Source organism: Zophobihabitans entericus (assembly GCF_011745665.1).
Classification (GTDB): Bacteria; Pseudomonadota; Gammaproteobacteria; order Enterobacterales; family Orbaceae; genus Zophobihabitans; species Zophobihabitans entericus.
In genome coordinates, this window is the sequence record NZ_CP050253.1 from 2468419 (window position 1) to 2481541 (window position 13123).

General features: G+C 39.6%; 11 protein-coding genes and 1 pseudogene. 1 reads left to right on the forward strand and 11 read right to left on the reverse strand.

The annotated features are described in order from the left end of the window. Window positions 1–86: 86 nt before the first annotated feature. From ileS to IPMB12_RS11270, 3 genes are all read right to left on the reverse strand, one after another. Entirely contained in the window at window positions 87–2891 is a 2805-nt protein-coding gene (ileS, locus tag IPMB12_RS11260; RefSeq protein ID WP_166917511.1) for an isoleucine--tRNA ligase, read from the reverse strand. 129 nt (window positions 2892–3020) lie between these two features. Continuing rightward, window positions 3021–3953 carry a bifunctional riboflavin kinase/FAD synthetase gene (ribF, locus tag IPMB12_RS11265; protein ID WP_166917512.1) on the reverse strand — a complete coding sequence of 311 codons (933 nt, stop codon included), beginning with the start codon at window positions 3951–3953 and terminating at the stop codon, window positions 3021–3023. A gap of 223 nt (window positions 3954–4176) precedes the next feature. Next, window positions 4177–4599, reverse strand: a complete 423-nt coding sequence (locus IPMB12_RS11270; protein ID WP_166917513.1) for a DoxX family protein — start codon at window positions 4597–4599, stop codon at window positions 4177–4179. Window positions 4600–4777: 178 nt separating this feature from the next. On the opposite strand from IPMB12_RS11270, the gene IPMB12_RS11275 reads away from it, so the two are divergent. Next, window positions 4778–5683, forward strand: coding sequence for a LysR family transcriptional regulator (locus IPMB12_RS11275; RefSeq protein WP_166917514.1), 906 nt, complete (start codon window positions 4778–4780; stop codon window positions 5681–5683). Here IPMB12_RS11275 and folE read toward each other — a convergent pair. From folE to ubiE, 8 genes and pseudogenes are all read right to left on the reverse strand, one after another. Then, window positions 5677–6336, reverse strand: coding sequence for a GTP cyclohydrolase I FolE (folE, locus tag IPMB12_RS11280; RefSeq protein ID WP_166917515.1), 660 nt, complete (start codon window positions 6334–6336; stop codon window positions 5677–5679). The genes IPMB12_RS11275 and folE overlap by 7 nt on opposite strands. 54 nt (window positions 6337–6390) lie before the next feature. Then, window positions 6391–7647 (reverse strand): L-methionine/branched-chain amino acid transporter, encoded by a 1257-nt coding sequence (gene yjeH / locus IPMB12_RS11285; protein ID WP_166917516.1) that lies wholly within the window; start codon window positions 7645–7647, stop codon window positions 6391–6393. Window positions 7648–7746: 99 nt separating this feature from the next. Further along, complete coding sequence (hldE, locus tag IPMB12_RS11290) at window positions 7747–9174, reverse strand: bifunctional D-glycero-beta-D-manno-heptose-7-phosphate kinase/D-glycero-beta-D-manno-heptose 1-phosphate adenylyltransferase HldE (protein ID WP_166917517.1); 1428 nt, start codon at window positions 9172–9174, stop codon at window positions 7747–7749. A gap of 129 nt (window positions 9175–9303) precedes the next feature. Continuing rightward, window positions 9304–10053: a twin-arginine translocase subunit TatC gene (tatC, locus tag IPMB12_RS11295; RefSeq protein ID WP_166917518.1), complete on the reverse strand. Its 750-nt coding sequence runs from the start codon at window positions 10051–10053 to the stop codon at window positions 9304–9306. A gap of 121 nt (window positions 10054–10174) precedes the next feature. Next, a pseudogene (gene tatB / locus IPMB12_RS11300) lies at window positions 10175–10433 on the reverse strand (Sec-independent protein translocase protein TatB); the annotation flags it as partial. 3 nt (window positions 10434–10436) lie between these two features. Continuing rightward, complete coding sequence (gene tatA, locus IPMB12_RS11305) at window positions 10437–10667, reverse strand: twin-arginine translocase TatA/TatE family subunit (RefSeq protein WP_166917520.1); 231 nt, start codon at window positions 10665–10667, stop codon at window positions 10437–10439. A gap of 18 nt (window positions 10668–10685) precedes the next feature. Beyond that, a complete protein-coding gene (gene ubiB, locus IPMB12_RS11310) occupies window positions 10686–12233 on the reverse strand; it encodes a ubiquinone biosynthesis regulatory protein kinase UbiB (protein ID WP_166917521.1) in 1548 nt (515 codons plus the stop codon). A 15-nt stretch (window positions 12234–12248) separates the two neighbouring features. Further along, window positions 12249–13016: a bifunctional demethylmenaquinone methyltransferase/2-methoxy-6-polyprenyl-1,4-benzoquinol methylase UbiE gene (gene ubiE, locus IPMB12_RS11315; RefSeq protein ID WP_166917522.1), complete on the reverse strand. Its 768-nt coding sequence runs from the start codon at window positions 13014–13016 to the stop codon at window positions 12249–12251. Between the last annotated feature and the right edge of the window lie 107 nt (window positions 13017–13123).

The following is a 13123-nucleotide window of genomic DNA, read 5'->3' on the forward strand; positions in this document are numbered from 1 at the left end:
AATCCTCTTCTATTCAACTTTCTTAATATAAAAGCGGCTAAAGCCGCTTTTATTGAAGTTACTTTGGTATCACTTACTTTACAGCATTAAGCAAAATGACGAACTTCACCCTGACCATTAACATTAGTCTGACAACGTGAACACAGGTGTGTATCTGCCAGATAATCCGTTGTATAGTGCCAGCAGCGTGGGCATTTCTCACCTTCTGCTTTAGCAAATGCCACTTTCAGACTCTTAATTTCACTTAATTGTGCTGTTGCTGGCGCGCTGGCAAATGGTAAAACACTGGCTTTAGAGGTTAACAGGACAAAACGTAATTCATCTTGTAGTTTATTTAAACTGTCCGCCAGTTCTGGTTCTGCATACAATGTCACAGATGCTTCAAGTGAACCACCAATAACTTTATCATTACGAGCTTGTTCAAGCACTTTATTGACTTCATCACGAACATTTAAGATGTTGTCCCAATACTCATTGTTCATCGATTCTTTAGCATCAAGATCAAACAGTCCGTCATAAAACTCATCAGTAAAGACAAACTCACCACGCTCACCCGGTAGGTATTCCCAGATTTCGTCCGCAGTAAAGGACATAACAGGTGCCATCCAGCGTACCAGAGCTTCAGCAATATGATAAAGCGCAGTCTGACAGCTATGACGAGCAAGGCTATCTGTTTTAGCGGTATACTGACGATCTTTAATGATATCCAGATAGAATGAACCCATTTCAACCGAACAAAAACGCATTAAGCGCTGTACCACACGGTGGAAGTCATAATTATCATAGGCATCGATGATATCAGCCTGTGCCGCTTTAGTCACACCAACCGCCCAGCGATCCAGGACAACCATATCTTCTGGTTTGACTAAATGTTTAGCTGGATCAAAGCCATTTAAGTTTGCTAGTAAGAAACGAGCAGTATTACGGATACGACGATAAGCATCGGCTGAACGTTTCATGATTTCATCAGAGAACGCAATCTCTCCAGAATAATCAGTTGAAGCGATCCACAGACGCATAATATCTGCACCAAGTTTATTCATAACATCTTGTGGCAGAACGATATTACCCAGTGACTTAGACATCTTACGACCCTGACCATCAACAGTAAAACCGTGTGTCAGGACTTGTTTATATGGCGCTTCATTTTTGATCGCAGTTGCAATCATAAGCGACGACATAAACCAGCCACGATGTTGGTCTGAACCTTCTAAATACATATCAGGAGCATGGCCATTAAGTTCAGGACGCTGATCGATAACAGAGAAATGTGTCGCTCCTGAATCAAACCAAACGTCGAGTGTATCAGGTACTTTCATATAATCTTGTGCATCCGGACCAAGTAGCTCGGCGATATCAAGATCCCACCACGCCTGAATACCTTTTTTCTCTACCAGTTGAGCGACTTTTTCCATCAGCTCAAGCGTATCAGGATGAAGCTCCTGCGTATCTTTATGTACAAACAGAGACATCGGCGTTCCCCACGTTCTTTGACGTGAAATACACCAGTCAGGGCGATTTGCCACCATGTTTTCAATACGCGCCTGACCCCAATCAGGGATCCAGCGTACTTCTTTAATCTCTTTTAGAGACTGAGCGCGCAGACCTTGTTTATCCATGCTAATAAACCACTGTGGCGTAGCACGGAAAATAACCGGTGTTTTATGACGCCAGCAACATGGGTAACTATGTTGAATTTTTTCAAGATGCAGTAGTGCACCCTTCTCTTTTAACAGCTCAACAATGATATCATTCGCTTTAAAAATGAAGATACCATCTAAGCCGGCTCCTGTATCAGGCAGGTAACAACCATTACCAGCAACAGGATTGGCGACTTCTAAATTATATTTTTGACCAACGACAAAGTCTTCCTGACCATGACCCGGAGCCGTATGCACAGCACCAGTACCTGCATCAAGAGTAACGTGCTCACCCAGTACAATTGGCTCAGCAAAATCAAGGAATGGATGTTTAAAAGTCAGTAACTCCAGGTCACTACCTTTACAAGCGCCAAGCACTTTATACTCAGTGATAGCTGCGCGTTTCATCACGTCAGCAACCAGATCCTGAGCAAGAATTAAGCACTCGTTACCATTCACCTGAACTAGCTGATAATCAAATTCTGCATTAAGTGCAATACCGCGGCTGGCTGGTAGTGTCCATGGCGTCGTGGTCCAGATAACTGCAAATACAGGTAAATCTGTAGTCACACCAAATTTAGCAGCAACGGCTACTGCATCAACGGCTTTGAATTTCACGTCGATTGATGGTGAGGTTTTGTCATAATATTCAACTTCAGCTTCTGCTAAAGAAGACATACATGAAGTACACCAATGCACAGGCTTAGCCCCTTTATGCATATGACCATTTTTGATGATGCGGGCTAAAGCACGAATAGTATTGGCTTCGGTCGAAAATTCCATCGTACGATAAGGATTTTGCCAGTCACCAATCACACCCATCCGGATGAAATCTTTCTTCTGGTTCTCAATTTGAGAGGCTGCATAATCCCGACAAATTTGACGGAATTCAGACGCAGAGACTTTCTCGTTTGGTTTACCAACCTGCTCTTCAACTTTTAGTTCAATTGGCAATCCATGACAGTCCCAGCCTGGAATATAAGGTGAGTCATAGCCCATCAGGCTTTTTGACTTAACAATAATATCTTTTAAAATTTTATTAACCGCATGACCTACGTGAAGATTCCCATTTGCATAAGGAGGGCCGTCGTGCAGGATAAACATTTTTTTGCCTTTTTTGGCATTACGAATTTTACGATAAAGCTCTTTATCGTACCAATTCTGTAACATAGCCGGCTCACGTTTAGCCAGATCACCACGCATTGGAAAACCTGTTTCAGGCAGGTTTAAGGTGTTCTTATAGTCTGTCATGCTTGCTATTTCCGCTTATATTAATAAAAAGTGTAATAAAATCAATAACTTACAAAATAACCCATTATTCATTTATATAAATAAAATTTGTAGCGGTTGCTGCTCGTTTATTACGTTAAATACTAAAAGTTAAAATTTTGCACTAATCTGTCTGGCGATGCAAACATCTTGTGCAATTTGTTGTTTAAGTTCATTCAGTGAAGCAAACTTTTTCTCGTTTCTGAGTTTTTCATGGAAAACCACATTCAGATGATGCCCATAGATATCATTACTAAAATCAAATAAGTTAACTTCTAAAACGGTGGTTTTACCGTTAATCGTCGGGCGTTGTCCAATATTAGCAATACCGTGATAGTGGTGATGTTTTTCTACATCACTTACCGTGACAAAATAGACACCTTGTAATGCCGCATTTTTACGGTGCAGGTGAATATTAGCGGTTGGAAATCCTAACTGACGCGCTAGTGCATTACCGTGAACTACTTTACCTTCAATGGCATAAGGTCTGCCAAGTAGTCGGGTCGCTAACTGGAAATCATCATTAGCTAGCGCTTCCCGTACTGCACTACTGCTCACACGCACACCATCAACAAAAAACGAAGGTAAGTTCTCTACCTGAAAGCAGCCTTGCTGTGCATAATTTGCCAAGAGTTCAAAGCTACCGGCACGGGCTTTACCAAATTTAAAATCATCACCAATAATAATATATTGTGCCTGAAGTTGCTTAATCAACCACTGCTCAACAAAAGCCTCTGCCGGCAAATCAGCCATGGTATGATTGAAAGGAACACAAAGTAAATAATCAACGCCTAGCTCTTTAAAGTAAGCATACTTTTCCTGAAAACTGGTTAAACGTGCAGGTGCCTTTTCTGCCAAGAAGAACTCCAGAGGCTGTGGTTCAAAGATCATCACCACAGTTGGCAAATCCAGCTCTTTAGCAATTTGTTTTAAACGAGTAATTAATGACTGATGTCCTAAATGAATGCCATCAAAATTCCCCATTGTGAGCGCACAACGAGAAAACTGATGTTTGAGATTATAGATACCACGAATTATTTTCATTCACTAAACAGGCTAAGTTGTCACTAAAATATCAAATGATTATAACAGGATGTAAAAGTAAGTTACAGTAGCATATGGTAGTTATTACAAGGTTTTCCATTAAAAAAACAGGACAGTGTTTCCAACTCACTCCTTGAGTTAAAGAAACGCTATCCTGTTATTTTTATCTGTAAATATCGTTAAGAAGCAAAATAATTATTGAGGGATAAAATTTACACTTTGCTTAAGACTTTCTAATGAGTTTTAACAAGCTACTGGATTTCACAAGAGTGAAGGCACCATCACCAAGTAAAGCTAATACAAAAGCTGTCACAGAAAGGTAAATTGGATATTCCCAACCCCCACCAGGATTACCAAAGCCCCAGCCATTACCAAAGTGTACTGTTGCTGCAACAAATAATTGAACCGTTGCAGCCAGACCAATTAAGCGAGGAATAATCCCGATAATTAGCATGATACCGCCAAAGATTTCAAATGCGATCACCAGATAAGCTGTCCATCCTGGAAAACCTATCGAGGAGAAAAACGCCGCAGTCCCTGCTGGTGTAAAGACAAGATACTTTGTTAAACCATGTGCGAGAAACATAATTCCTAGTACTACTCGCAGTAAAAATATTCCAAAAGGTCCGGTTTTTGAATCAAACATAACTACTCCTGATAATTCTTAATTCATTCCATTATTTATTGTTTGTTTTAAGCCATCCATGGCCTGGGTCGGTAAAGATTGAATGTCCATTTCTTTATCTTGAACACATTATATTTGTTTCATTTATCTAGTTAAATAGGTAAAATTGAAACTTATTGTTCTAAAAAGTGGGATAATCATGAGTAAAGAAATTGAGATGCAAGTCTTTGTAGCCATTGTTGATACAGGAAATTTTATCAATGCCGCCAATAAATTATCACTTTCTAAATCAGCTATATCTCGCTTTTTAAATTCGCTTGAGCAGCGTTTAGGCGTCAGGTTATTGCAAAGAACCACGCGGAAAATGACGTTAACCAACGAAGGACAGACATTTTATTTACGCGCTAAAGAAATTCTAGCATTAATTTCTGAATCAGAATCTGAATTGCATCCGACACAAAGTGAACCTGTTGGTCTCGTCCGTATTAATGTTCCGGTCTCTTTTGGGATTGACCACTTAGCCCCGCTTTGGGCTAAATTTATGGAGCGCTATCCACAAGTAAAACTGAGTGTTACACTGAATGATCGCGTGGTTGATTTACTGGATGAAGGTTTTGATTTAGCCGTGCGAATAGCACAACTACCAAACTCCTCTTTGATCTCGCGTAAACTTGCTTCAACCAAAGTATGTGTTTGTGCCTCTCCAGAATATTTAGCCAAACATGGAACGCCTGAGCACCCGTCCGAATTATCAAAACATCAGATCATTGCTTACAATCATATTGGTGTAGACAATGATTTGAATTTTATTGGTAAAGAAGGAAGCGTTAATGTTCGTTGTCAAGCAGCGCTGCATACCAATAATGGCGATACTTGCCGAATGATTGCTCTGCATCATGGCGGAATTATTCTCCAGCCTGATTTTTTAATTGGTGAGGATTTAAAACAAGGAACCTTAGTTGAAGTTTTAACTGAATATCATCATAAAACACTAGATATTTATGCTATCTACCCTAGCAGAAAGTTACTTCCGCTGAGGGTACGTTGTCTGATTGACTTTTTAATTGAAGAGTTTAAAAAACCGAGCTGGTCAGCTCATCAATAATGTCTGAGTGAACGCAAAAATTCCTGACGAGTTGTCGCCTTAGTTTTAAAACCACCACCAAGTGCGGTTGTGGTTGTTGAACTGGTGGCATCTTTTACGCCGCGGGCTTTAACACAGTAGTGTGTTGCATCGATAGACACCGCCACATTATGTGTACCCAATAAGGTTTGTAGTGCCACCAAAATCTGCTGCGTTAAACGCTCCTGCACTTGCGGTCGCTGAGAGAAAAATTCTACAATACGGTTAATTTTAGATAAGCCAATCACATAATCTTTAGGAATATAAGAAACCGTTGCTTTACCATCAATTGTCACAAAATGGTGTTCACAGATACTGGTCAAAGTGATATCACGTACCGTCACCATCTCATCCACCTGCATTTTGTTTTCAATCAGGGTAATTTTAGGGAAATTTTCATAATTAAGACCGGAGAAAATCTCATCCACATACATCTTAGCTAAACGCTGCGGTGTTTCCATCAAACTATCATCAGAAAGATCAAGTTCCATCAGTTGCATGATCGATAAAAAATGTTGCTGGATTTGTTGCTTACGTTCATCAGACGTTAACGAAATACGTTTTAATGGTGTTTCAAGCTTTTTTGCTTCCAGTGCATTTTTTACCAGTAAGGCTTCTTTACTTAACGTTGTCATAGATACCTGATGTCATAATTGAAAATAACTACACATAATTTAGCACATTCCCTATTAATGATTGAGTTTTTTTATTGCATTATTGTTTTTAAGCACGATGCATAACACCACAAAAATACCAATAGCATATAAACTTTTATAGCCGATCACGGCCAGCAGGCCTAAACAGATAACAGCACTAATCATCGCCAAAATGCGTGACTGACCTTTTAATAATTTAATCGCTGCAACCATAGCCAGCAAATAGATCAGAACAAATACACCATTTGAATATTCCAGTAAGTGATCAAGTGGAATATGCACAAAATAAATTAATACTGATGCAATTAAACTACATAAAATAACTGCTGTCAGCGCATTAACCGGCGTTTGACGACGAGATAGCTGTGCAAAACGACTATCTGGATAATCAATACTCGTTTGTGACCAGATCAAACGAGCAAAACTTTGAATATACACATTAATTGAAGCAAAACAGGCTAAATAACCAATAATACAAATAACCCATAGTCCCGCCTGACCAAATAACAATTCAATAATTTTCGGGAGTGCTGTTGTTGGCGTGGCATCTATTGGTAAAAAGTATAGAATCGCAGCTGTACAAGCCCAATAAACAAAACCAGCAATAATAAGCCCGATAATTAATGCCCGCGGAAAATCCCGTTCTGCATTTTTAAACTCTGACGTTAAGTGGACAAAGGCTTCCAGCCCAACAAAACACCAAAACATGACTGCAAAGGCGCTGAAGATATTATTGGCATTTACTGATGAGATAGATGGCCATTCAATAGATAAGACAGTCGGTGATGGTACTAAGCAAATTGTCGCCATCAGCCCAATAATCAAAATAGCAATTGCTGATTGAATCCAGCCACTGGCTCCTGCACCAAATAATCCGACACTCCAAATAAGAAGTAACGTGATAATCTGAATTAGTAATTCCATATAACCGGGTAAGTTAAACAAAGAGATCCAAAACCCGGAACTAATATATAGCGCAGCAGGCAAACCAAATGGAATGACGGATAAAAATGCCCAGGCAGTTGCTCTGCCAAGTTTTGGGCTAAATGCTCTGGCGATAAAATAAGCAACACCACCCGCACTTGGATAACGCTTACCTAACTGAGCAAAAATGATAGCAACCGGAAAAACCAGCACTAATAATAGTGGCCACGCCCAAAGACCATCACCACCTGCACCATAAGCAACAATTGCCGGAACGGCAAACACCCCAGTCCCCAGAAGAGAGGTGGAAAGTAAACCTATACCTTGCAATAAACTGAGTTCTTTTTTTAGCTCTGACCCGGCCATAATCACCAACGTATTATTATTTTATTATGTAAGATTAAACAAAAAAGCAGAATAACAGATTTTAATCTATTACTCTGCTTTTATAGAAGAAATATAAAATTAACTAAGTTTTTTTATTGCGTTAACAATGTTAGTAGTTGAGCAACCATCTTCAAAATTCATAATTTTGACTTCACCACCAGCAGCAATCACTTCAGCACCACCTGCAATCTGTTCCGGTTTATAGTCACCACCTTTAGCCAGAACGTCAGGTAAAATTTTAGCAATTAAGCGTTGCGGAGTATCTTCCTCAAACGGAACTACCCAGTCAACAGAACTCAGCGCGCCAAGTACGATCATACGCTGCATCAGTGGATTGATTGGTCTGGATGGCCCTTTCAATACTTTTACAGATGTGTCACTGTTTACCGCGACAATTAAACGATCACCGAGTTTTCTGGCGTTATCTAAATAAGAGACATGACCAGCATGTAAAATATCAAAGCAACCGTTAGTCATTACAATTTTCTCGCCGCGCAGACGAGCTTTACGCACTTCTTCCTGTAGTTCATCTTCGGTCATAACACCAAACCCGGTATGCGTTCTGGCACGGATGGCATCTTCTAACTCAACCTGAGAAACTGTTGAAGTACCCAGTTTACCAACTACAACACCGGCTGCCGCATTAGCTAAGAAGCAACCTTCCTCAATTGAAGTACCCGCAGCAAGAGACGCCGCAAGAGACGCAATCACAGTATCACCAGCACCGGTCACATCAAATACTTCTTTAGCTTGGGTCGGCAAATGAACAAGCTGTTTACCCAGTTGCAGCAGTGTCATTCCTTTTTCTGAACGGGTAATTAACAGACCTTTCAGATCATATTTTTCGATCAGTTCATAGCCTTTTTCAACCATAACGTCTTCATCGGCACAATGCCCGACAACAGCTTCAAATTCAGACATATTAGGTGTAAGTAAAGTAGCACCACGATAGCGCTCAAAATCAGCACCTTTTGGGTCGATAAGAACTGGAATATTCGCCTGTTTAGCCAGTTGAATCATCTGCTGTACTGATGTCAGTACACCTTTAGCATAATCAGACAAGACCATCACTTTAACATTTGGTAGGGCTTGTTTAACTCGCTCAAGCAGTAGTGTTGGGTCTACATCGCAAAACCCTTCTTCAAAGTCCAGACGAATCAGTTGTTGGTTACGCGCTAAAACTCGTAATTTAGTAATCGTTGGATGAGATGATAACGGCACGAAATCACAAACCACGCGTTGTTTAGTTAACTGCTCATCTAAAATTTTAGCAGCTTCATCCACACCGGTTAAACCAATTAATCTTACATTACCACCAAGAGAAGTAATGTTCATGGCCACGTTCGCTGCCCCGCCAGGTCTTTCTTCGGATTCATTCACTTTAACAACCGGAACAGGTGCTTCCGGAGAAATTCGGTTAGTCGAACCATGCCAGTAGCGATCCAGCATAATGTCGCCGACGACCAGAACTTGAGATTGGCTATAATCAGGTAATATAACGTTCATCAATAAAACCTCAGTTAAGTACAATTCTTTGAAAGAATTAGCACAAATAATTTTTAAATGACAAGATATTGTGGAGCAGTTTATCAGAGAAATAAGCGAAGATTAAGTCTTGATATCTTCGAACTATGATTAATTCATTTCGCTTTCTTCTGTCTCTTCTCGTGGCTTATAAAAACGAGAGAAAAAGAGCCCTACTTCAAATAAAATACAAATTGGAATTGCCAGTAATATTTGTGAAAAAACATCAGGTGGTGTAAAAAACATCCCGATCACAAAAGCCAGTACTATAATGTAAGGGCGTTTACTTCTCAGACTTTCTGTTGTAGTAATGCCACCCCAGCATAGCAAAATAATAGCAATAGGCACTTCAAACGCAAACCCAAAGACAATAAATAGCATCATGACAAAATCCAGATATTTTGTAATATCGGTATTAATCATCACGTTATCTGGTGCAGTGTGAATAAAGAAATAAAATGCCAGAGGAAATAATACAAAGTAGGCAAACATAATACCTAAATAAAACAGAACTGTACTTGACACGATAAGTGGCAGAACTAGCCGTCTTTCATTCTTATATAACGCAGGTGCAATAAATCCCCATAATTGATAAAGAATATAGGGAATTGAGATAAAGATCGCAACAATAGCTGTCAGCTTAATCGGCGCCAGTAGTGGTGAAGCAATATCTGTCGCGATCATGTAACTGCCTTCTGGCAGTTGATTCACTAAAGGTCTTGAGACTAATGAATAAATATCATTAGAGAAATAGAGTAATCCAAGAAAGACCACAACCACACAAATCAAAGCACGCAATATCCTTGAGCGTAATTCAATAAGGTGTTCAATCAGTGGCTGGGAAGTATCTTCTTTTGTCATCGTTACTTCTCTTGCGGCTCTTCTGGTTTTTCTGTTACTGCATCAGAGATATCATCTTTGACTTTCATTAGTGGTGCCTGAATATCATCCTGATAAGCCTTTTTCATCGAATCAGTAACACGTTTTAAGTCATCAATGGAGGCTTGAATTTCAGGAGTAATGCTCTTTAAACCACTCTCTTCTGCTTTTTTTAAACTATCCTGTAACTCTTGTAATTTGAGCTCACGGCTTAGCTCCAGCTGAACTGTAGCAGAAATTGAACGAAGTGTTTTAATCCAACCCGCAACCGTTTTTATTGCGACAGGTAACTTTTTAGGGCCAAGTACAACCAGCCCAACAATCAGTACCAGAAATAGTTGACCAAAACTGATATCAAACACAATTTACTCTTTTTTGTTATCTTCAACACTGTTCGTATTGTCTTTTACTTCATTTTCTTTTGAAAACTCAGCATCTTTTTTATCTGCCGGTTTATCATCATCGTCATTCATTGACTTCTTAAACCCTTTGATGGCAGCGCCTAAATCCGAACCAATATTGCGTAATTTTTTTGTTCCAAACAGTAAAACAACAACTGCGATTAAAATCAGTAGTTGCGGTAAACTTGGCATCATAACAACACCTCTATCCTTTTATATTACAATAAATAAAAGTACTGCAATAATCACTACAGTACCGATCAATAAGTAGAACTGATTTCTCTGTTTCTTTTGAGAAGTATACAACTGCAAAGACAATTGGTCTAATTTTGATTTCAATAATCGGTTAGCCCGTTCCTGTTGATTAATTCGATTTGGTAATTCCGGTAATAACTCAACCCATGCTGGACCATTATTGACTACCTGTTTAACCATGTATTTTATGCTTGTCTGCTCTTTATACCAGCTTTCTAAAAATGGTTTAGCGGTTACCCACAGATCAAGTTGCGGATAAAGCTGACGACCCAGACCTTCGATATAAAACAGTGTTTTTTCCAGTAAAATGAGTTGTGGCTGAACCTGCATATTAAACTGACGTGCCACATGAAATAAACTAAACAGGACTTGTGCAAATGAGATCTCACCCAAAGGTTTGGCAAAAACAGGTTCGCAAACATCATGCATAGCTGCTTCAAATGCATCAATATCAGTATCTTCTGCCACCCAACCGGAATCAATATAGAGTTCAGCAATCTTACGATAATCCCGATTAAAAAAAGCCATAAAGTTTTTCGCCAGATAACGTTGATCTTCTTTTGTCAGTTCACCCACTACCGCACAATCAATACCAATGTAGCGGGGATCCTGCGGATTAGTGACATCGACAAAAATATTTCCCGGATGCATATCAGCATGGAAAAAGTTATCTCTAAAGACCTGAGTAAAAAAGGCTTGTACACCACGTTCAGCCAGTAGTTTAAAATCAACATTATGCTGTCTGAGCTGTTCCATGTCAGAGATAGGTATACCCCAAACACGTTCTTCAACCAGTAATGTTTCACGGCTAAATTCCGGATAGACATACGGGATATAAAGAATCTCACTATTAATAAAATTACTTCGCAGGCGGCGTGTATTCTCAGCTTCCTGTACAAAGTTTAGTTCTTTATAAATAGTTCTTTCGTAATCCTGAACAACCTCTGTTGCTCGCAGTTTACCTGCGTCTTTAAACCAGACAGACAGCTGCTCAGCGACAAAGTACATTAACTCAATATCGGCTTTGATTGATGGCAAAATATCAGGTCGGCGGATCTTAATTACCACATCAGCTTTACTACTTTTCATTTTAGCTGCATGTACCTGAGCAATAGAAGCTGAGGCTAGTGGTGTTAAATCAAAATCGAAGAAAATATCTTCAAGCGGTTTCCCCAGCGCTTCTTCGATTAACGTCTTAGCCAGTTTTCCGTCAAATGGGACAACATCATCTTGTAGCAGTGTTAGTTGATTAGCCACGTCTGCTGGCAGAATATCCCGGCGGGTCGATAACATTTGACCAAACTTAATCCAGATTGGTCCCAGTTCTTGCAATGCTAAGCGTAAGCGCTCGCCAATCGGTTCGTGTTTGGCTTTTGCTCTGACCCAAAACAGACACGCCAGACCAGCTTTAAATTTTACCGACAGGCGATGCTCAGGAAGCAGTTCACCCAACTGGTAAGCTTTAAAAATAGCCAGAACTTTATACAGACGTGAATATTTGGTCATGACCAGACTAATTCCTTAAAACTTAAAACCAAGGTGTAAGGCAACAATACCACCTGTCATGTTATAGTACTTAACGTCACCAAATCCGGCATCAGTCATCATCTGTTTTAAAGTATTTTGGTCAGGATGCATACGAATAGATTCGGCTAAATAACGGTAGCTATCAGAATCATTGGCTACAACTTTCCCCATAAAAGGTAAGACATGGAAAGAGTATAAGTCATAAGCTTTATTCAGCAGTGAATATTGTGGTTTAGAGAACTCCAGAACAATCAGACGCCCACCAGGCTTAAGTACACGCCACATGGAACGTAGTGCCTTATCTTTATCGGTGACATTACGCAGACCAAAAGAAATAGTAATACAGTCAAAGTAGTTATCCGGGAAAGGCAAAGCTTCGGCATTTGCCTGCACATATTCAATATTTTTAATCAGACCTTTATCACGGAGCTTATCTCGACCCACTTTTAACATTGAGTCATTGATATCAGCCAGAATAACTAAACCATCATCACCAACAAGCTCGGAAAATTTTGCTGTTAAGTCCCCTGTGCCACCTGCTAAGTCTAATATTTTTTGACCTTTTCTGACACTACAATGTTCAATCGTGAGCTTTTTCCAGATCCGGTGAATACCAAATGACATTAAGTCATTCATCACATCATATTTATCAGCAACAGAATGGAAAACATCCGCAACGCGGTTAACTTTTTCTTGTTTAGGAACTTGTTCGAAACCAAAATCAATTGTATCCCGATCCTGATCATGAGGTTTATTCGACATAACAGAGACCACTATTTATCAATAATTTGGCTATTCTAACATAAATTTAATGAGCAGATAGGGATCTTTTATTAGCTGGCAACAGGCTGCAAAGAATTTATACAGCA